Raw genomic sequence first — 20,600 nt, forward strand, 5'->3', positions numbered from 1 at the left:
TTATGAGTAAAAAATCCCCAATATCACAAGACGATTTAGAATATTTAACGGATCGAAATGCGGCGTTAATGCTAAAAACCCCTCGGGGTGGAAGGATCATTTTGTGGGTTATTTTCATTTTTGTTGCTGCTGCTTTGGTGTGGGCTAATTACACAGCTCTGGATGAGGTAACGGTTGGTGATGGTAAAGTTATTCCCACCAGTCAGGTGCAGCAGATACAAAACCTTGAAGGCGGTATTCTAAAAGAAATAAATGTCAAAGTTGGTCAGGTGGTTGACAGCGGACAAGTTCTAATGACGATTGAGAATACGGAAGCGTTGTCATCATTGCGAGAGCAACAAGCAGAGTTTGTGAATTTGCAAGTCCGTGCTACTCGTTTGCAGGCGGAGTCTTATAGGATAGAACCTGAGTTTGATGCAGATATCAAGAAACAATATCCTCTGGTCGTGAATCGAGAGTTAGATTTATACAATAATCGATTGGAATCTTTGCGCACCAACCAAGCGAGTTTTCAGCAGCAAATTGAGCAAAGGAAACAAGAGATTGTTGAGCAGCAAGCAAAGCTAGACAATCTGAAGCAGAGTTATGTATTTTCAAAAGAAGAGTTAGATTTAACACGTCCTGCATTTGAACAAGGTGCTGTTTCTAGAGTTGAGCTATTGCAGCTTGAGCGTCAAGTGAACCAGTTACAAGGGGATTTAGAGGCGACTCAATTGGCGATTCCTCGTGCTCGTTCCGCCTTGAAAGAAGCGCAAAGTAATTTAGCAGAAAGCGATGCACAGTTTCGCGCGGAGGCTCAGGAAGACTTAACCAGTGTCAAAAGTAAGTTAGATCAGCTTAAAGAAGCCAGTGTTTCACTTGAAGACAAGGTTTCCAGAACACAAGTTCGATCGGCTGTGAAAGGCATTGTAAAACAAATTCAATTGAACACGGTCGGTGGGGTCATAAAGCCTGGTATGAATTTGATGGAAATTGTACCCATTGAAGACTCTTTGTTGATTGAAGCGAAAGTTCGCCCTGAAAATATTGGTTTTATTCAGCCTGGCCTTAATGCTGTGGTGAAACTTTCCGCTTATGATTTTGCTATTTTTGGTGGTTTGCATAGCACGGTGGAAAATATCAGTGCGGACACTATTCTTGATGAAGAAGGAAACAGCTTCTTTTTAGTCAGGGTTAGAACCGATAAAAACTATCTAGGGACAAAGCAGGCCCCATTGCCTGTTATTCCAGGTATGCAAGCGACGGTAGATATTATTACGGGTAAAAAGACCTTATTAGATTACTTGCTAAAACCTATCTTAAAAGCCCAGCAAAATGCGCTTCGTGAGCGATAATTACAAAAAATACTGTAGGAATGCTAACAAGTAACAAATGTTAACACTCTAGCTTTTTTTACTGGTTAGAATATCCAAATTGCACTTGATAAGACGAGATTTATTTTGAAAATTTTGTGTTGGAATACAGATAACGCCGTATGGAAGCATTGGAATCAAGTGATTAGTGCTGATGCATCATTGGTTCGTGTCGAAGTGTTAGGTGATGTGTATGAAACGCTTCAAACGGCGTCGTTAGAATTCAAATATTGCTTTATTTTTTTACAAGACAAATCGTTTTCGAAGCAGGTTGAGGATGTGGTTGCATTGCGGTCAGCCTTTCCAAATCTGAAAGTTATTGTATTTCCCAATCAGACTAGCCAAGCAGCGGCGTTAAGGCTTTTCTCTGTTGGTGTGAGTGGGCAATGTGCACCTTATATTGGTAAAGAGCAATTGGACCTGGTGTTGTCTGTCGTTGACTCTGGTGAGATTTGGGGTGGGAAAATATTTATTCAGCAGCTGATTCAGCAATCTGCAACCACGGCACAGGTTAATGAAAGTGAATTGGAAGACTTATCTGAGCGTGAGTTGAGCGTGGCTCAATGTATAGCGAAAGGATGGTCGAACAAAAAAATTGCTCTTGAAATGGACATTACCGAGCGTACGGTAAAAGCACATTTAACGTCAATTTTTAAAAAAACCAATACAAAAGACCGACTAGCTTTAGCATTGTTGGCGCAGAGTTATTACTCTGTGCTTTAATTTAGTTCTTATTGAGCTGTGCTCTGCACTGCTTTCGCTCGTTATTCCTCTTATTCTTTTTCCTTCACCGTTGTATTCACTATAGAGCTCCTCTAACGGGGCTTTTACTTTCTATTTGTCTTTAATTCTTGTGTATCGAAATGGCGCATATTTTGCAGCACCTTTAAATGTATTTTTACGTTTTTAAGAGAGTGCACTATGTCTGCGCCCCCAATAAAAGAGTTAACAGTGATGCTTGTTGATAATGAGCCCGCCAGAGCGGCTATTGTTGAGCAGGCGATGATTGATAGCGGCTATCGCGTTATTAGACGTCTTGATAATACTAAAAATCTGACCGAGGCAGTAACCGAATCTCAACCTGATATGGTCATTATTGATATCGAATCCCCTGATCGAGATGTGTTGGAAAATATGTCGCGACTCACTCAAAATAATCCTCGTCCCATCGTGATGTTTGCTGAAGAAGATGACTCTCATCATGTTGCAGCGGCTATTAGGGCGGGTGTTAGTGCGTATGTCGTAGACGGTGTCAAAAGCGGCAGCGTCAAAGCCATACTGCAAGTTGCGATAGCCAGGTTTCGTGAATTTCATGCGCTGCGTTCTGAATTGGAGTCGGTAAAAAGCCAGCTTGAAGATAGAAAATTGATAGACAAAGCGAAAGGCTTGATTATGAAGCATCAAAAATGTGATGAACCTGCTGCTTATCAAGCCCTTAGAAAGCTGGCGATGGATCGCAGCCAGCGTATGACCGACGTTGCCCGAAATATCATATCAGTAATGGAATTAATGGAGGTTCAAAGTGAACCTAAATAAGCCAATGAACATTATTCTTAATAGCGAGCCTGTCCGGGTGGGTTTTATCCCATTAATTGATTGCGCCCCTTTTGTTATTGCTCATGAAAAAGGCTTCTTCATTCAGGAAGGGGTTGAGGTTGTTCTTTCTAAAGAGGCCTCTTGGGCCAGTATTAGAGATAAAGTTGCATTCAATTTACTGGACGGTGCACACATGTTGGCGTCTATGCCAATTGCGGCCAGTTTAGGTATTGGTACGATTAAAACCGCCATGCAAACCAGTTTTACCGTTAGTCATAATGGCAATGGCATTACGATTAGCAATAATTTGTATGAACAGCTTCAGCAATACGCTAATTCACCTTCTGAGATTCGTTCCGGTGTTGCATTAAAAAGGTACATAAACAGTCGTGAGCCGCAATCCGAGCCACTGCGTTTTGCGATGGTTTACCCTTACTCTTCTCATAATTATCAATTGAGAGACTGGCTTAGTTGTGCGGGAATTGATTCAGACAAAGATGTTCAGATTATTGTTGTCCCACCGGTAAAAATGGTGGATAGCCTAAAAAAGGGTGAAATAGATGGCTATTGTGTTGGCGAGCCTTGGAACAGTCTTGCGGTAGCGCAAGGCGCCGGTCATATGCTGGTGACAGGCTATGAAATTTGGGGGAGTACGCCGGAAAAGGTATTTGGTGTGAATTCTGTCTGGGCCGAGAAAAACCCACAGATTCATCTTGCGATGATTCGAGCGTTAGAAAAAGCCTGTACTTGGGTGGATGAGCCCGAAAACAGATCCGAGCTCTTGAATATATTAAGCCATCCAGATTATCTGAATTGCACCATGGAGCAATTGATTTATGGGTTTGGTTCAATTAAGCCGAAAGGGCAGTTTGATTGGCCGATGGAAGCGTATCAGCGTTTTTCAGGTCACGAAACCAATAAGCCTTTACCCAGTTATGCTTTGTGGATTATGGCGCAGATGTATCGTTGGCAGCAATTAACTCAAGTGACTTCACTTAATAATGTGGCAGAACAAGTGTATCGACAAGACCTTTATTACCAAGCGTTAGGGCTTGAGGTTGAACGGGATGATTCGTGGCGTTTATCTACTCAAGAAGAGTCAGAGTGGTTAGGTGCGGTTGCGTGCAGGAAAATTCGTTTACACCCAGAGGGTATCTTAAAAGGATTTTCTGAATAGGGTGTCTTTTAATAGTGCGTTGCGCATGCAAATAGGGCGTTAGCGACGGTGGTTCATGTTATTCGAGCTTATAAACGCGAAGAATTTTAATAAAAACTAATAAAATCAGTATCTTATTTTTATTGGCACGCCATATGCTTTATATTTAGAAATCAGGTTAAACATATAGAACTTACTGTATGTTTTCCAAACTTACATTTTGGTGAAATAAGCAACGATGCTTGATTGTCACCCACATTACAGATAGTTCAATGTAGAACTATTTATGAATGGCAAAGGCGCCTGTGAACACATTTTTTGTGATTCACATGCGCCTTTTTTGTTTTTATTACTTTTCTAACGCGGAGCATGGCTATGACTATGAGATCTTTTAAAGCGGCTTTATCTTTGTCGACAGTCGCATCTACCACTAAAAAAGCAGGACTGTCTCTATTGGTTGGTACTGTGTTTTTTTCCGGTATGGCTCAGGCTGAGCTTGGTTACCCAGAAAAAGAAGAGCTGAAATTTGGCTTTATCAAGTTGACAGATATGGCACCGTTAGCAATTGCCTATGAAAAGGGCTACTTCGAAGAAGAAGGTTTGTACGTCACGCTAGAGGCTCAAGCTAACTGGAAAGTGTTGCTGGATAGAGTTATTGACGGGCAGCTTGATGGTGCACACATGTTGGCGGGACAGCCTCTTGGCGCAACGATTGGCTACGGCACTAAAGCGCATATTGTGACCGCGTTCAGCATGGACTTAAACGGTAACGGCATTACGGTTTCCAATGATGTTTGGGCTGAAATGAAAAAGAACATTCCACATGATGCCGATGGAAAACCTGTTCATCCGATCAGTGCGAGTGCTTTAAAACCGGTTGTTGATGGTTATAAAGCCGAAGGCAAGCCTTTCAAAATGGGGATGGTTTTCCCCGTCTCTACCCATAATTATGAGTTACGTTATTGGTTAGCCGCTGGTGGTATTCACCCTGGTTACTATGCACCAGCGAAAGGTGACACGAGTGGTCAGATCAATGCGGATGCTTTGCTTTCTGTGACGCCGCCGCCACAAATGCCAGCAACAATGGAAGCCGGAACGATCCATGGCTACTGTGTAGGCGAACCTTGGAATCAGCAAGCGGTATTTAAAGGTATTGGTGTTCCAGTGATTACCGATTACGAAATTTGGAAAAATAATCCAGAAAAAGTATTCGGTGTGAGCAGTAATTGGGCAGAAGAAAATCCAAATACACACATTCGTGTTGTAAAAGCCATGATTCGAGCAGCGAAATGGCTAGATGAAAATAACAACGCTAACCGCCCTGAAGCGGTCGAAATCTTGTCTCGTAGTGACTATGTCGGTGCTGATTACGATGTTATCGCCAACAGTATGACAGGAACTTTTGAATATGAAAAAGATGATAAGCGCGACGTGCCTGACTTCAACGTCTTCTTCCGTCATAACGCAACTTACCCTTATTACAGTGATGCGATCTGGTACTTAACGCAAATGCGTCGTTGGGGGCAGATAGCTGAGCCTAAGTCTGACGAGTGGTTTATGAAAACGGCGAAAGAGGTTTATCGTCCAGATGTTTATGCTCAAGCGGCTAAAGCATTAATTGAAGAGGGTTTGATGGTGGCGTCTGAGTTTCCTGATTTTGATAAAGAAGATGGCTTTAAAGCACCTCAAAGCGAGTTTATTGATGGTGTTACCTACGACGGCAAGCATCCTAATGATTACCTGAAAAGCTTTAAAATTGGCTTGAAAGGTGACGACCAAATTTAATTTAAGTGATATCAAGGCGGTCAATAGGCCGCCTTATTTGTCAAATTGAGTGAGAAAAGATTTATGAATATACCCAGCGTATCCATGGCGTCATTAAAAGAAAGGGTCGCAAGCGTTTCGTTAAAAAGTGTATTGCTTCCTCTCTTTGGGATTTTAGTATTTGTTTTGCTATGGCAAGTCGGTGCGAGCCGAGTTCATACTTCTTTAGGGACGTTTCCTGGACCGACTGTTGTATACGAACAGTGGAACAGTCTGGTCACTGAACATCAAAATGAGCGGATAAAAGAAGACAAGTTCTATGAGCGTCAAGAAAAGCGTATTGATGCTCGACAAGCCAAAGATCCTAGCTATGAAGGCAGATTAATAGATTACACGGGCAAGCCAACGTTTTTTGACCAAATATTCACCAGCTTATATACCGTGTTAGCCGGTTTTGGTTTAGCCAGTTTTATTGCTATTCCGCTGGGTATTTTGATCGGTTTGAATAGCTCGGTATACAGTGCGCTTAACCCAGTAATTCAAGTTTTCAAACCGGTTTCTCCGCTCGCTTGGTTGCCTTTGGTCACGATGGTGGTGAGCGCCAGCTATGTTTCAGATGATCCGATGTTTTCCAAATCCTTTTTGACTTCGATGTTCACCGTGACCTTGTGCTGTATGTGGCCAACACTTATTAATACGGCTGTGGGTGTGGCTGCTGTTGAAAAAGATTTATTGAATGTGTCAAAAGTCTTGCAGCTTGGTTGGATCACCCACGTCATTAAGATTGTTATTCCATCTGCTATCCCTCTTATGTTCACCGGTCTGCGGTTGTCACTTGGTATTGCTTGGATGGTGTTGATTGCGGCCGAAATGCTGGCGCAAAACCCGGGGCTGGGAAAGTTTGTTTGGGATGAATTTCAAAATGGTAGTTCTGACTCTTTAGGGCGAATCATGGTGGCAGTGTTGATGATTGGTTTCATCGGTTTTTTATTGGATAGAGCCATGCTAATGGTTCAGCGCTTTGTCTCTTGGGACAAAACACAAGTGCTTCGTTAAATAGAAATACATTAATTAGAAATACGTTAATTAGAAATACGTTAATTAGAAATACGTTAATTAGAAATACGTTAATTAGAAATACGTTAATTAGAAATACATTAAATAGAAATAGAGGCATTGGAGAATAGCATGGCAACACATCTAGACATTAGTAAAGTTTCTATCGAATTTCCAACCGCGAAAGGCTCGTTCAAAGCGTTAGATGGCGTCAGTCTGAAAATTGCGAAAGGTGAAATTGTTTCTCTTATCGGCCACTCGGGTTGTGGTAAATCGACGGTACTTAACATTGTCGCCGGCCTTTATGATGCGACGGAAGGTGGCGTTCTATTGGATGGGAAAGAAGTAAAAGGACCAGGGCCTGAGAGGGCGGTTGTTTTTCAAAATCATTCATTGCTGCCTTGGCTAACGTCTTACCAAAATGTTGAGTTGGCAGTAAAGCAGGTTTTTAAAAAAACCAAGTCGAAAAAAGAAATGCACGACTGGATCATGCACAACCTAGAGCTTGTACATATGACTCATGCGGCGGATAAGCGTCCTGATGAAATATCAGGCGGAATGAAGCAGCGTGTCGGTATTGCTCGCGCCTTGGCAATGGAACCAAGTGTGCTTTTGATGGATGAGCCTTTTGGAGCATTGGATGCACTGACTCGGGCTCATCTTCAAGATTCCTTGATGGACATTCAAAAAGACCTCAATAACACCGTCATTATGATTACGCACGACGTAGATGAAGCGGTATTACTATCGGATCGTATTGTGATGATGACAAACGGCCCAGAGGCAACCATAGGCGAGATTCTTCAAGTGGACTTAGAGCGTCCTCGTGATCGTTTAGCGCTTGCCAACGATCCTAAATACGTGAATTACCGCGCGCAAGTATTGACCTTTTTGTATGAAAAACAGCGCAAAGTAGAGCCTATCGTCGCGGTTAAGAATAAAAAGCCAGCTACTAATGCTTATGTCTCGAATGCTTAAGAAAATGAAGCCATCAAGTCGCGTTCGCCTCGTTATTGTTGGTGCTGGAATGGCGGGCAGTAAACTGGCGAATGATTTGCAACAAACGCTCAATACCCATTACTCAATCACCTTGATAGGTGAAGAGTCTAAAGTGGGATATAACCGCATTATGTTGTCTTCACTGTTGGCGAACGATATTTCAGATGCAGAAATGCCGCTGGTTAACACCGATAAGATGCGAGTGGGTGGTGTGCATATTATTTCTGGTGATCCGGTTATTGATATGGACCTTGGGACAAAAGAGCTACGTTTGGCCAGCGGCCAAAGTGTGACTTATGACAAGTTAGTTTTTGCCACCGGATCTCGGGCCAAGATGCTGTCGATAGAAGGTGCATCTGCGCCGAATGTTATGGGCTTTCGTACTTGGCAAGATGTAGATGTGATGACGGCGCTTAAAGGTTATCAGTCAGTGTGTGTGATTGGCGGCGGGCTTTTAGGCTTAGAAGCTGCGGTTGGTTTGGTTAAGCGTGGCCATAAAGTCACTGTATTTCATCGATCAAATTGGTTGCTGAATCGTCAGTTGGATACGGAGTCAGCTCAACTTCTACAAAATCGACTTGAAGGAATGGGTGTTCAATTTCGATTAGGTGAATCGCCTTCGTCATTTTTACAATCAGAAACTGGATTGGTTACGCATGTGGTTTGCCATGGCGGTGAACACATGAAAGTGGATTTGGTGGTAATGGCAGCGGGGATTTCACCTGAAGTTCGTTTGGCAAAAAAGGCCGGGATAGAGGTTAATCAGGCTATTGTGGTCGACGAAAAAATGAAGACGTCTCACCCTGATGTTTTTGCATTGGGGGAATGTTGTGAGCTTGAACAGCAAACGTTTGGTTTGGTTGCGCCAATTTGGGCGCAGATCAAAGCGCTAATAACGGTATTAAGTGGTGAGGATGGTCGTTTTGTTATTGAGCCAACACCCACCAAGCTAAAAGTATCTGGTGTGAATCTTTTTTCAGTCGGAAAAATTCAACCTACTCAAGGAGACTCCTGCATCTTTTTTAAAGATGTAGCAGCAAATCATTACCGCAAACTGGTGGTCAACGACGGCTTACTGGTTGGGGCAATTCTTTATGGCAACGTCGCCGATGGAAGCTGGTATTTCCAGCTTATTCAAAATAAAACCAATGTCTCGGACATGCTTGAATTACTGGTTTTTGGCGAAGCATATTGTCGTCCTCAAGTAGCCTAATAAGCGTTCCTAGGTGTTGAAAGTAACAAATATCAAAGAAGGGGAAGCATGATGACTTCTATTACACCTCTCTCGGCGAATAAACCACATCTTGTTGTAGTGGGTAACGGCATGGTTGGTCACCATTTTGTAGAGCAAATAATTGCTCAGGGTGGCCATGAACTATTTCATATTATTGTTTTTGGTGAAGAGCCGCATTTAGCGTATGACCGTGTGCACCTTAGTGAATATTTCACCGGCAAAGGCGCAGCGGATTTAGCGATGACGGATGGCTCATTGTACGACGACAATGGTGTTCGGTATTTCACTAATAGTTTGGTAACGCAGATTGATCGCGCCGCTAAGCTGCTTGTTTTGAAAAATGGTGAGACATTGTCTTACGATAAACTTGTACTTGCCACTGGATCTTATCCTTTTGTTCCTCCGATCCCTGGCCATAAGCGTAACAATACCTTTGTTTACCGGACGCTGGAAGATTTGGATGCGATTAGGAATTGTGCGAAAACAGTGACGCGCGGTACGGTGGTTGGTGGTGGTCTATTGGGTTTGGAAGCGGCAAATGCGCTCAAAAATCTTGGTCTTGAAACCAGTGTGGTGGAGTTCGCACCACGCTTGATGCCAGTACAGTTAGATGAAAAGGGCGGAAGTGTCCTCAAAGGCATGATCGAAGGTTTAGATGTAAAGGTCTATACCGACACGGCGACACAAGACATTGTCGATGGTGAAACGGCTTTCCATCGTATGAATTTTGCAGACGGCACTCACCTTGAAACGGATTTGATTTTGTTTTCTGCGGGTATTCGCCCTCAAGACGCATTGGCAAAACAATCGGGTTTAGAGGCGGGCGAGCGTGGTGGTATCACCATTAATAATCATTGTCAGACAAGCGATGAAGACATTTATTCTATCGGCGAGTGTGCGCTTTGGAATGGTCGAATTTATGGTCTAGTGGCGCCAGGTTACACCATGGCAAAAGCCGCAGTAGGGCATTTGTTAGGCACGGAAAGTGTGTCTTTCACTGGCGCAGATATGAGTACCAAGCTCAAACTACTTGGTTGTGATGTGGGTTCTGTCGGTGATGCTCATGCCCAAACACAAGGTTCTAAGGTGTTTGTGTATCAAGATGAAATTAGCCAAAGCTATCGTAAAATGGTGGTGTCAGAAGATGGTAAAAAGTTATTAGGCGCAGTATTGGTTGGTGATAACAGCTATTACGATACTTTGTTGCAATATTATCTGAATGCCATTGATTTACCAGAACAGGCTCAATCATTAATTCTGCCTGCGATGGATGGTGCGCCTGCCGCATTGGGTGTGGATGCTCTACCAGCGACAGCGTCAATTTGTAGTTGTCATAATGTCTCCAAGCAAGACATTAGTGACGCTGTGTGCAACGGAGCTTTGTCTGTTGGCGATGTGAAAGGTGTTACCAAAGCCGCAACTGGTTGTGGTGGTTGTACGGCGTTATTGAAAAAAGTCGTCGATAACGAATTGCTGGCGTTGGGAGTGGAAGTCAGTACAGACATTTGCGAGCACTTTACTTATACACGCCAAGATTTATACAACATGGTTAAAATTGAAGAGATTAAAAGCTTTGCTAGTCTGCTAGAAAAGCACGGTAAAGGCCATGGTTGTGAAATTTGCAAACCCGTTGTGGGTTCTATTCTTGCTAGTGTTTGGAATGATTATGTTCTGAAAAAAGAACATATCAGCTTGCAGGACACCAATGATCGTTTCTTAGCGAACATGCAAAAAGACGGAACCTATTCGATTGTTCCTCGTATTCCTGGAGGAGAAATTACTCCAGATAGACTGATTGTGTTGGGTGAAGTGGCGAAAGAATACGCGCTTTATACTAAGGTGACAGGTGGTCAGCGTATTGATTTGTTTGGTGCAACATTAGCTCAGCTGCCAGAAATCTGGGAGAAGTTAATCTCTGCTGGTTTTGAAACAGGTCAGGCTTACGGTAAGTCATTACGTACGGTGAAATCCTGTGTTGGTAGCACTTGGTGTCGTTATGGTGTTAACGACAGCATGAAAATGGCGATTGATCTTGAGAATCGTTACAAAGGATTGCGCTCGCCACATAAAATCAAATTTGCAGTATCGGGTTGTACGCGTGAATGTGCAGAAGCGCAGAGTAAAGACATTGGAGTGATTGCAACAGAAGGTGGTTGGAATTTATATGTCTGTGGTAACGGCGGTATGAAGCCTCGCCATGGTGATTTGTTTGCGACCGATTTGGATGATGAAACCTTAGTAAAATACATTGACCGTGTGCTGATGTTTTATACAAAAACAGCCGACCGTCTACAAAGAACCTCGGTCTGGATGGATGGTTTAGAAGGTGGTTTAGCGTATTTAAAAGAAGTCGTGATTAATGACAAACTCGGTTTGTGTGATGAGCTAGAAGAACGCATGCAGCATGTCGTGAATACCTTTCAATGTGAATGGAAAACCACCTTAGAAGACCCAGAAGCACTCAAAACTTTTCGTCAGTTTGTTAACTATGAAGGTGTCGATACGAACGTTGTGTTTGTTGAAGAGCGCAATCAAATGCGCCCAGCAACAGATTTAGAAAAACAGCAACTCATTGCTAAGGCGGGGTAATAAAATGACGATGCAGTGGAAATTAGTATGCAAGCAAAGTGATCTTGTTGTAGACGCTGGTGTAGCTGCGATGGTGAATGGTGAGCAAATAGCGCTATTTTATGTGCCGGAGTCAGAAAACAAAGTCTTTGCAATTGGAAACTGGGATCCGATAGGGAAAGCCAACGTGCTGTCGAGAGGTCTCGTTGCTCATCTTCAAGATGAATGGGTTGTAGCAAGCCCGTTGTACAAGCAACACTTTGTATTGTCATCGGGGAGATGCCTTGAAGAAGACATCAATGTGCCTCACTGGTCTGCTAAATTAGAGGGCGACGGTATTTACGTTGCTTGCAACTGATTTTAAAGATTGGCCAAAAATGCACTGATTTGCGTTTATTGCTCCATGTTAGTGCGGTCTTATTGGGTTCTTTAATGGTGTGGTTTCTCTGAGCCTATCTAGGCCAGTAATGGCGACGAATAACGGAGTTACATAAACGCTAAAAGTTGGCTTGCTTATTGCTTTTATTATAAGCAACTGATGCACCGTAAACCGACGATGGTTTACACATAAAGCAGTCAGATATTACAAAAGGCAACGAGGCCCAATCGCTTTTCAAGGAAAGTGATTGGGCCTTTTTTGTTTTTATGAAAACGGTTTTGAGGAAGGGAAGGTCTATGACAGCAACAATTGCAAAAACGACTTGTCCATATTGTGGCGTAGGGTGTGGTGTTAATTTTACGATTCCGGACTCTTTGACAGAATCGGTTCCGTCAGTGTCTGGTGATCTTGATCATCCTGCTAACTTTGGTCGTCTTTGTGTAAAAGGCAGCAGTCTTGCCCAAACGCTTAAATCCGATGATAGGTTATTGGCTCCAATGGTGAACGGTGAAATTGTTTCTTGGGAATCGGCTGTTGATACAGTGAGTGCGAAAATTGAGCAAGTGATAAAGGAACATGGTCCTGATTCATTTGCTTTCTATCTCTCAGGGCAAATTCTCACCGAAGATTATTATGTGGCGAATAAGCTAGCGAAAGGTTTTCTTGGTACGGCGAATGTAGATACCAATTCTCGTTTGTGCATGGCATCTGCTGTAGTGGGGTATAAGCGAGCATTTGGCTCGGACACCGTGCCTTGCAATTACGAAGATTTGGAGTTGTGTGATCTATTGATCATGGTGGGATCGAACGCGGCGTGGACGCATCCTATATTATACCAAAGAATTGTTGAAGCGAAAAAGCAACGCCCTAATATGAAAGTCGTGGTGATTGATCCTAGAGAAACGGCCACATGCGATATTGCCGATTTACATTTGTCTATTAAACTGGGCAGTGATGCGGCCATTTTTTCTTTTCTTCTGCAGCACTCCGCGCAAATGGACATTCTTGATAATGACTTTATTGCCCAGCATACCAATGGTTTTAATGACGCCTTAATGCAGGCAATGGAGTCGACCCCCAATCTTGTTTCGACTGCGAAATTTAGCGGTGTGAGCGAGCAAGCATTAATGACATTAGCTCATTGGTGGGAAAAGGCAGAGAGAACAGTTACGTTTTACTCTCAAGGCGTGAATCAATCTTCGTCTGGTGTTGATAAATGCAATGCCATTATTAACTGCCATTTGGCCACAGGTCGAATAGGCAAAGAAGGCACCGGCCCTTTTTCGATAACGGGCCAACCAAATGCCATGGGCGGACGAGAAGTCGGGGGGTTGGCGAATCAATTGGCTGCGCATATGGATTTCGCGACGCCAGGCGCTCAAAAACTGGTTCAGCGTTTTTGGCAGGCGCCTAATATGGCTACTGAAAATGGCTTAAAAGCAGTGGATTTATTTCAGGCCATGGAAGAGGGGAAAGTCAAAGTTGTGTGGATTATGTCGACCAACCCTATGGTCAGTTTACCTGATACAGCCCAAGTTAGACGAGCATTAGAAAAGTGCGAGTTGGTGATTGTGAGTGATTGCAAGGCAAACACGGATACAACCGCAATGGCGGATGTGTTATTTCCAGCGACCGGTTGGAGTGAAAAAGACGGAACGGTCACAAATTCAGAACGGAGAATCTCTCGTCAGCGTGGATTGTTGCCCGCTCCTGGTGAAGCAAAGCATGACTGGTGGGCGATCTGTGAGGTTGCCAAACGTTTGGGTTTTCAGTCTGCTTTTTCTTATCATAATGTGCATGAGATTTTCTCGGAGCATGCGGCGTTATCTGCTTTTGAGAATAACGGTAAGCGAGATTTCGATATTGGGCATTTTTGCAAAATAACCAAAGAAGAGTACGACAATTTAACGCCAGTACAATGGCCGGTTCTAAAAGGACGACCCGAAGGGACTAAGCGAATGTTTGAAGACGGCCGCTTTTTCACGCCGGATAAGCGAGCAAAATTTGTCCCTATTGTTCCTGTTTTACCGGTTCATGTGGCCACACCAGAATGGCCATTTACCCTAAATACGGGACGAGTCCGAGACCAATGGCATACGATGACAAGAACAGGAGATGCGGCGTCTTTAACGAAACATACGGATCAGCCTTATGTGGAAATTCATCCTAAAGATGCAAGGCAACTCGGTATAGAAGATAAAACATTGGTTCGTCTCACGTCACCTTATGGTGAGGCTTTGCTGAAAGCGAAAATCAGCCGTGCAGTGTCCCCTGGCAATGCGTTTGCACCGATCCATTGGACGCAGCAATTTTCGAATGCGGCGGTGGTTTCGAATCTAATTCCCCAGATAGTGGACCCTTTATCTGGGCAGCCTGAATCCAAGCACGCTCAAGTGAAACTGGAAGCGGTGAAGAATGTTTCTTATGGTGTGGTCGTTTCTGCTACGCCACTAGACACATTGGATTTCATTTACTGGTGTTATGTGCCATCCGAGCATGGTTATCACTACGAAGTGGTGTGGTCGGTTGGAGAAAACGTGGCTTCTATCCAATCTTCGTTTAAAATATCGGATCAAGTAGCAGGGGAATGGTTGGAATACACCAACCCTAAGACTCAGCAAATAAGATTGGCGTATATTAATAACCAAAAACTAAGCGTAGCGGTGTATTTGCACGCTAAGCCTGATTCTATTTCTTGTGATTGGTTGGAGTCTAAGCTAGCGAAAAACGTGGTGTTGTCCGAATTGGATCGCATGGCGATTTTAGTGGGTACGCCTGCCAATGTTGAGGATAAAGGCTCAATAGTGTGCTCTTGCTTCCAGATTGGAAGCAAGCAAATAGAAAAAGCCGTTGCGGGTGGCGCTTGCTCCGTTGAAACGTTAGGGGCGACATTAAAATGCGGTACCAATTGCGGTTCTTGTCTTCCTGAATTAAAGCACTTTATTCCTACTATAATCGAGTTGTCGGCATGACTATCAAAATAAGTAATGACTTCACGCAATACGTCAAAATCCTAGGGAGAGGGAAAAAGGGCGCGCGCAGTTTAACCGTAGAAGAAGCGGAACATGCGATGTCGCTTATACTTCAAGGGAAGGTTGAGCCAGAACAATCTGGTGCTTTTTGGATGTTAATTCGTATTCGAGAAGAGACGATAGAAGAAACTGTCGGTTTTACTAAAGCGACGCGTCAATTTCTTGATGAAAAAGAGTCGCTGGATCTGAAGGTAGATCTCGATTGGCCTGCTTATGCCGGTAAGCGAAATGAATTACCATGGTTTTTGTTGGCCGCGCTTGCTTTGGCGAACAATGGTTTAAATATTGTTATGCACGGTCATTCCTTCACGGGAGAAGATAGAATTTACGTGGATGAAGCGATTAAAGACTTGGGCTTGCCTATCAGTCATTCGCGCTTAGACATAAAGCAGAGCCTTCACCAAACAGGCTTTGCTTATACGCCGTTGGAAAGTATAGACCCTGTATTAAGTCAGATGATGGATTTGAAATACACGCTTGGTCTTCGGTCGCCAGTGAATACCGTGGTGCGAATGATGAATCCATTTAAGGCGGATCACAGTGTTCATGGCGTATTCCATCGTGGTTATGATGATCTGCATGTGGCCGCTTGTGAGCAATTGAATGATCCGTCCGTTCTTGTTTTTCGAGGTGGGAATGGTGAAGCGGAAGTGAACCCTGAGCGAGATGTGACTTTGCTGAAATGGCAAGGCGGGATTGCTAGCCAAATTAGTTGGCCAAAAGCGGAAAAAGAGCATAAGCGCCTTAAGCACAATTTAGACCTTTCGCGCCTGACAGATCATTGGAGTGGTGAGCAAATTGATCAGTTTGGCGAGCAAGCGGTAAGGCAAACCCTCGCGTCTGTTGCGGGGCTTATTTACGGCGTTGCTTCCCATGAAGAGTGTTTAATATTGGCGGATGAAATTTGGTTTAAACGCAATAAAGGCTGGTTATCTCAAATCGGATAAAAGGAATATTATGGATTTTTTGTCTTTATCTGGTGCGGTACTGGCTGGTGGAAAGGGCGAGCGTATGGCCAGTCAGGATAAAGGTTTGTTGTTGTTTCGTGGAGAAGCGATGGCTTTGTCTGTTGGTTTAGCTTTGCGGCAAGTAACCAGTTGTGTCTTTATCAATGCCAATAGAAATTCTGAACGTTATGCCGACCTTGGTTTTGAGGTAATAGCAGATGACCCTTTTTATCAAGGAAAAGGGCCATTATCAGGGTTAGCCACATGTTTAGCTTTTGCTAAAACGTCGCATTTATTGGTTTCTCCTTGTGATACACCTTGTATTAGTAGTGATGCTTTTTCCCAATTGATAAGTGCCAGCAAGATGTTTCCAAATCGCATTCATTACTTAAGCGATGCTTTTGGTGGCCACCCTTTGCATGCCATTCTTCCCGTGGAGTCCGCTTTGATAATGTTGAAAGACTTTCTTGATAAGAGTGAGCGCTATAGTGTCATGGCTTTTTATAAGGCTTTCGGGTGCAAGCCTGTTTTGTGGGATAAGTCGGAAGAATTACTAAATGTGAATACACCAGACACTCTGGGTTAACGACATTGATTTACGCACTACTGGTAATGGTAGTGCTTACAGTAATTTAACGGAATCTATGTCTAGATGGTATGATTCACCATCTTCTTTGTGTTCAAGTTTGACTAGTAAGTAATCCAATTTTGGCACAAACCAAAAAGATGTTTTTTTACCTTTATCTAGGTTGTCTGTCCGAATGATTTTAATGGCAGACAGTCGACCTAATTTAGTTTTAATCGTTTCCATTTGGTCACGTTCAAAGCGCCAGTTTTTGATATAACCACCATCGGCAATTTGATAATCAAATTCGTTTTTACCCAGTTTTAAGTCTTGTCTAACTTGCAATTGAATAGACAGTTTATCCAGCGTATTTGGGTTGATAGCAAGATTCCACGGTTTATCTTTTACGTCATTTCTAACGAGATTTTTTTCCCAATCAAAAGTGAGAGTGGCGGTTCTCTTTTTACCAAGAACGGTGCTTTTGTATTCGTATTTTTGTGGGATGATTTGGTGATCTTTAACCTGAAATGTTGAAGACTCATCCAATGAAGCGATCATGCTGTCAGCAGAAAAAACAAATCGCCAGAGGCTATCTGATTGCTTTGATAGGGTTTGTTTACCCTCAACTTTTAGGCTAATCCCTTTTTTCCAGATGGTGCTGTATACCGCTGAATAGGGTTTTAGAAATGTGGTTTGTGGGGCAGTGGCGCTTACTTTTGTTGAAGAAAGAGAAAGCATGGGAATGCTCATAAAAATAGCAACTAAACACATTGGAATTTTACGAGCTCTCATACTTTCTCCTACATCATGTTAGTGCTTGGTTATAAAGAACACCGCTTTCAGGAAGTGTATTCTTGTCTAAAAAAGCCTTTCCGTCATGGAATGTTAATCTATCTTCGCTGAACCATTTTACGGCCAGTGGGTAAATAATGTGTTCCATAGCGTGGACTTTATTCGCTAAGGACTCAGTCGTGTCTTCATCTACTATTTTCGTACTGGCTTGCAATATAACCGCGCCAGCATCCAGTTCTGGACTAACGAAGTGTACTGATACACCATGTTCTTTTTCATTCGCATCAATAGCGCGTTGATGAGTATTTAAACCTTTGTATTTAGGCAGTAATGAGGGATGAATGTTTAACATTCTACCTTCATAATGTTGCGCAAATGTTTCCGTTAAAATACGCATAAAACCAGCGAGAACAACCAGCTTGGGCTGGTATTGATCGATGAGCTTTTGTAGCTCAGCATCGAATGCTTCACGGCTATCAAAGGACTTATGGTTTAACGTGTGAGTAGGTATGCCTGCTACTTTGGCACGTTCTAGCCCGTAAGCGTCTGCTTTATTGCTGATGACCGCACAGATATTGATATTGAGTTGTCCTTGCAAGCTTTGATCAATCAAAGCTTGCAAGTTGCTGCCGCTGCCAGAAATTAAGACAACGATAGGAAAACTCATGCCTGCGTCTCTAGATCAGAAATTAAAACGTCTTTTCCGCCATCACGAAGGCAGATTTCACCAATAATCCAAGCATTTTCGCCTTCTGCTTTTAGAATAGAGAGTGCTTCGTCTGCTTTGTCTGCATCAATAGAAAGTACCATACCAACACCGCAGTTTAGAACACGGTACATTTCCTCTTGCTCAACATTTCCTTGTTCTTGTAACCAATCAAACACAGCAGGGCGTTTCCAACTAGTAGCATCAATTTTTGCAGCCGCATCTTCAGGAAGAACACGAGGAATGTTTTCTAGTAAACCACCACCCGTGATATGAGCTAGTGCATTAACTGAAATACTTTCCATTAGTTTAAGAATAGATTTCACATAAATACGTGTCGGTTCCATTAAGGCATCTTTAAGAGCCACACCATCAATGTCTTGATTTAGGTCTGCTTTGCTTACTTCGAGGATTTTGCGGATCAAAGAGTAGCCATTTGAGTGCGGACCAGAAGAGCCTAGAGCGATTAATTTATCGCCCGCTTTTACATTACTGCCATCGATGATGTCATCTTCTTCAACAACGCCAACGCAGAAGCCTGCTAAGTCGTAGTCACCATCGTGATACATGCCAGGCATTTCAGCGGTTTCACCACCAACCAATGCACAGCCTGCTTGTAGACAGCCTTCGCCTATGCCGGTGACAACATTAGCAGCAACATCTATATCCAGTTTTCCTGTTGCGTAGTAGTCAAGGAACAACAGAGGTTCTGCACCAGCAACCACTAAGTCATTCACACACATTGCCACTAGATCAATGCCAATTGTGTCATGCTGATTAAGGTCCATCGCTAAGCGAAGCTTAGTACCAACGCCGTCAGTGCCTGAGACAAGAATGGGGTTTTTGTACTTAGTTGGAAGGCGTGTTAAAGCACCAAATCCACCTAGGCCTCCCATTACTTCTGGGCGACGAGTTTTTTTGCTTACACCTTTAATGCGTTCAACAAGTTGATTGCCGGCGTTGATATCTACGCCTGCGTCTTTATAACTAATCGATGGTCTGTCTGACTTGGTCATTGCCTATGCCTTATCATGGTACGAGGAAAAAAAGGCATTTTAGCATAGTGGCGCATTAGGGCTATGGTTCTTTGCGATTAAGACAGTAGAATAGGCAAATAAACGAAGGAAGGGCTATGAATTCTCGTATATTTTTACTACTTATTAGTGTTTTTTTTATTTCGTCGGCCAATGCCGTCTCTGTTCAGGGGCTTTATCGGGCTGAAATTAATTTGCCAGTAACACAATCTGAGACACAAATGTTGAACGAAGCATTTGGTTTGGCGGTTGAAGATGTGTTGATAAAAGTGTCTGGCGACAAAAATGCCATTACCGGCAACTTGTTGGCGCAGGCTAAAAAGAAAGCGTCGACTTGGGTTGCGCAACATTCTGTTGCCTCTCTTAATGAGTTGCTTCCTTCTGATAATGGGCTTGTCCCAGGAAAAGAAGTCAAAGTGATCTTCTATCAGGAGTCTATAGACGGTTTTTTATCTCAAAATGGTTTGCCTGTCTGGGGTGATAACCGACCATCGGTGCTTATTTGGCTTGTCAGTGAAAGTAATGGTATTAGAACGCTTTCAGGTTCAAAAGAGCCCTCAGAAACGTTAAATGAGTTTGCTCAAGTTGCAAATCGGCTTGGAGTACCAATATATGCGCCTTTGCTTGATGATGTGGACAAAAAGAGTATTGCGGTTTCTGATGTGTGGGGCTTTTTTGAAGACAGCATTGCTAACGCAAGCAAGCGTTATCAGACAGACTCTGTCGCGGCTCTTAAGATAAGCAATTATGCTGGGCACATTGGCGGTAGTTTGTTGGTTTTACTCAAAAATGGAGAATCCGAACGATTTTCATTAAATGGTGAAACGCCAAATGATATTGTTAGTGAGGCGAGTATCGCGCTGGCGAAAACGTTCTCCTCTCGCTATGCGTCGGTGCGTAACCGCCTTTCTGCCAGTAAAATTAATGTTCGAGTGGCTGGAGTGATTAGTTATAGCATTATGAATAAGGTTCAGTCTTATTTAGAAAGTATTAGTGTTGTACGAGATGTTATTTTGGTTCAAGTTGATGGCGAAAAAGTGGAGTTCTCTGTGGAAATCGATGGAGATAAGCAGAAGCTTTTCAATTCAATATCATTAAGCCGTTTGCTTATTAATGCCCCGTTAAATGCGTTAGATACAGATGCAAACCGGGTTGTGTCTTATCAATACAGTGGGGTCAAATAAATGACGGATACGTTACAAGAGAAGATTGTTGAGCGCGACTTTTTTGCTCGTCCAGTAGAAGAACAAAATGATTTTTTACACCAAACTTGGTGTAATCACTGTATGGAAGTGGACTTGGGAATGAAGAATCCTAAGGAATTTGAGACGAAAGATCGAGTGTGGATAGAAGGTGATTGTTTGAAATGTGGCCATTCAACCATCACTGAAATAGTGGAAGACGACGAAGAGTAGTTCGTTTGTTAGATGAAAAAAAGCCGCACTATGAAGTGCGGCTTTTTTATATCTAATTCGTCAAT

At 43.1% G+C, this 20,600-nt stretch carries 18 protein-coding genes; 15 read left to right on the forward strand and 3 right to left on the reverse strand.

Features of this window, described 5'->3' with window-relative positions:
* Nucleotides 1-2 precede the first annotated feature (2 nt).
* From M3I01_RS05635 to mobA, 13 genes are all read left to right on the forward strand, one after another.
* Nucleotides 3-1,334, forward strand: coding sequence for an HlyD family type I secretion periplasmic adaptor subunit (locus M3I01_RS05635; RefSeq protein WP_255894673.1), 1,332 nt, complete (start codon nt 3-5; stop codon nt 1,332-1,334).
* A 105-nt stretch (nt 1,335-1,439) separates the two neighbouring features.
* Nucleotides 1,440-2,075, forward strand: coding sequence for a response regulator transcription factor (locus M3I01_RS05640; RefSeq protein WP_255894674.1), 636 nt, complete (start codon nt 1,440-1,442; stop codon nt 2,073-2,075).
* A 198-nt stretch (nt 2,076-2,273) separates the two neighbouring features.
* Nucleotides 2,274-2,888, forward strand: coding sequence for an ANTAR domain-containing response regulator (locus M3I01_RS05645; RefSeq protein WP_255894676.1), 615 nt, complete (start codon nt 2,274-2,276; stop codon nt 2,886-2,888).
* Nucleotides 2,875-4,065: a CmpA/NrtA family ABC transporter substrate-binding protein gene (locus tag M3I01_RS05650; protein ID WP_255894677.1), complete on the forward strand. Its 1,191-nt coding sequence runs from the start codon at nt 2,875-2,877 to the stop codon at nt 4,063-4,065. The genes M3I01_RS05645 and M3I01_RS05650 overlap by 14 nt, the downstream gene beginning before the upstream one ends.
* A gap of 459 nt (nt 4,066-4,524) precedes the next feature.
* A complete protein-coding gene (locus M3I01_RS05655) occupies nt 4,525-5,829 on the forward strand; it encodes a CmpA/NrtA family ABC transporter substrate-binding protein (RefSeq protein WP_255894812.1) in 1,305 nt (434 codons plus the stop codon).
* A gap of 63 nt (nt 5,830-5,892) precedes the next feature.
* The gene (locus M3I01_RS05660; protein WP_275564966.1) at nt 5,893-6,864 is read left to right on the forward strand and encodes an ABC transporter permease; all 972 of its coding nucleotides are present in this window, start codon (nt 5,893-5,895) and stop codon (nt 6,862-6,864) included.
* A gap of 132 nt (nt 6,865-6,996) precedes the next feature.
* Nucleotides 6,997-7,842 carry an ABC transporter ATP-binding protein gene (locus M3I01_RS05665; protein WP_255894678.1) on the forward strand — a complete coding sequence of 282 codons (846 nt, stop codon included), beginning with the start codon at nt 6,997-6,999 and terminating at the stop codon, nt 7,840-7,842.
* Between the two features lie 4 nt (nt 7,843-7,846).
* Complete coding sequence (locus tag M3I01_RS05670) at nt 7,847-9,076, forward strand: NAD(P)/FAD-dependent oxidoreductase (protein WP_255894679.1); 1,230 nt, start codon at nt 7,847-7,849, stop codon at nt 9,074-9,076.
* Nucleotides 9,077-9,124: 48 nt separating this feature from the next.
* The gene (gene nirB, locus M3I01_RS05675; RefSeq protein WP_275564967.1) at nt 9,125-11,686 is read left to right on the forward strand and encodes a nitrite reductase large subunit NirB; all 2,562 of its coding nucleotides are present in this window, start codon (nt 9,125-9,127) and stop codon (nt 11,684-11,686) included.
* A 4-nt stretch (nt 11,687-11,690) separates the two neighbouring features.
* The gene (gene nirD, locus M3I01_RS05680) at nt 11,691-12,023 is read left to right on the forward strand and encodes a nitrite reductase small subunit NirD (RefSeq protein WP_255894680.1); all 333 of its coding nucleotides are present in this window, start codon (nt 11,691-11,693) and stop codon (nt 12,021-12,023) included.
* Nucleotides 12,024-12,340: 317 nt separating this feature from the next.
* Nucleotides 12,341-15,016, forward strand: a complete 2,676-nt coding sequence (locus M3I01_RS05685) for a nitrate reductase (RefSeq protein WP_275564968.1) — start codon at nt 12,341-12,343, stop codon at nt 15,014-15,016.
* A complete protein-coding gene (locus M3I01_RS05690; protein WP_255894681.1) occupies nt 15,013-16,023 on the forward strand; it encodes a glycosyl transferase family protein in 1,011 nt (336 codons plus the stop codon). The genes M3I01_RS05685 and M3I01_RS05690 overlap by 4 nt, the downstream gene beginning before the upstream one ends.
* 10 nt (nt 16,024-16,033) lie before the next feature.
* Complete coding sequence (gene mobA, locus M3I01_RS05695) at nt 16,034-16,609, forward strand: molybdenum cofactor guanylyltransferase (protein WP_255894682.1); 576 nt, start codon at nt 16,034-16,036, stop codon at nt 16,607-16,609.
* 36 nt (nt 16,610-16,645) lie between these two features.
* Here the strand turns inward: mobA and M3I01_RS05700 are convergent, their stop codons facing one another.
* Genes M3I01_RS05700 through purM form a run of 3 tightly spaced genes read right to left on the reverse strand, consistent with a single transcriptional unit; the run spans nt 16,646 to nt 19,102 of the window.
* Nucleotides 16,646-17,380, reverse strand: coding sequence for a DUF3108 domain-containing protein (locus M3I01_RS05700; protein WP_255894683.1), 735 nt, complete (start codon nt 17,378-17,380; stop codon nt 16,646-16,648).
* 13 nt (nt 17,381-17,393) lie between these two features.
* On the reverse strand, nt 17,394-18,047 hold the full coding sequence (gene purN, locus M3I01_RS05705; protein WP_255894684.1) for a phosphoribosylglycinamide formyltransferase: 654 nt from the start codon (nt 18,045-18,047) through the stop codon (nt 17,394-17,396).
* Nucleotides 18,044-19,102, reverse strand: a complete 1,059-nt coding sequence (gene purM, locus M3I01_RS05710) for a phosphoribosylformylglycinamidine cyclo-ligase (RefSeq protein ID WP_255894686.1) — start codon at nt 19,100-19,102, stop codon at nt 18,044-18,046. Before purM ends, purN begins: the two co-directional genes overlap by 4 nt.
* A 116-nt stretch (nt 19,103-19,218) precedes the next feature.
* Between purM and M3I01_RS05715 the strand changes: the two genes are divergently transcribed.
* Together M3I01_RS05715 and M3I01_RS05720 are read left to right on the forward strand one after the other, a co-directional pair.
* A complete protein-coding gene (locus M3I01_RS05715; RefSeq protein WP_255894687.1) occupies nt 19,219-20,304 on the forward strand; it encodes a DUF2066 domain-containing protein in 1,086 nt (361 codons plus the stop codon).
* Complete coding sequence (locus tag M3I01_RS05720; protein WP_255894688.1) at nt 20,305-20,535, forward strand: hypothetical protein; 231 nt, start codon at nt 20,305-20,307, stop codon at nt 20,533-20,535.
* Nucleotides 20,536-20,600 lie beyond the last annotated feature (65 nt).

Origin of the sequence: Marinomonas maritima, from assembly GCF_024435075.2 — a bacterium.
In the GTDB taxonomy this organism is placed as follows: Bacteria; Pseudomonadota; Gammaproteobacteria; order Pseudomonadales; family Marinomonadaceae; genus Marinomonas; species Marinomonas maritima.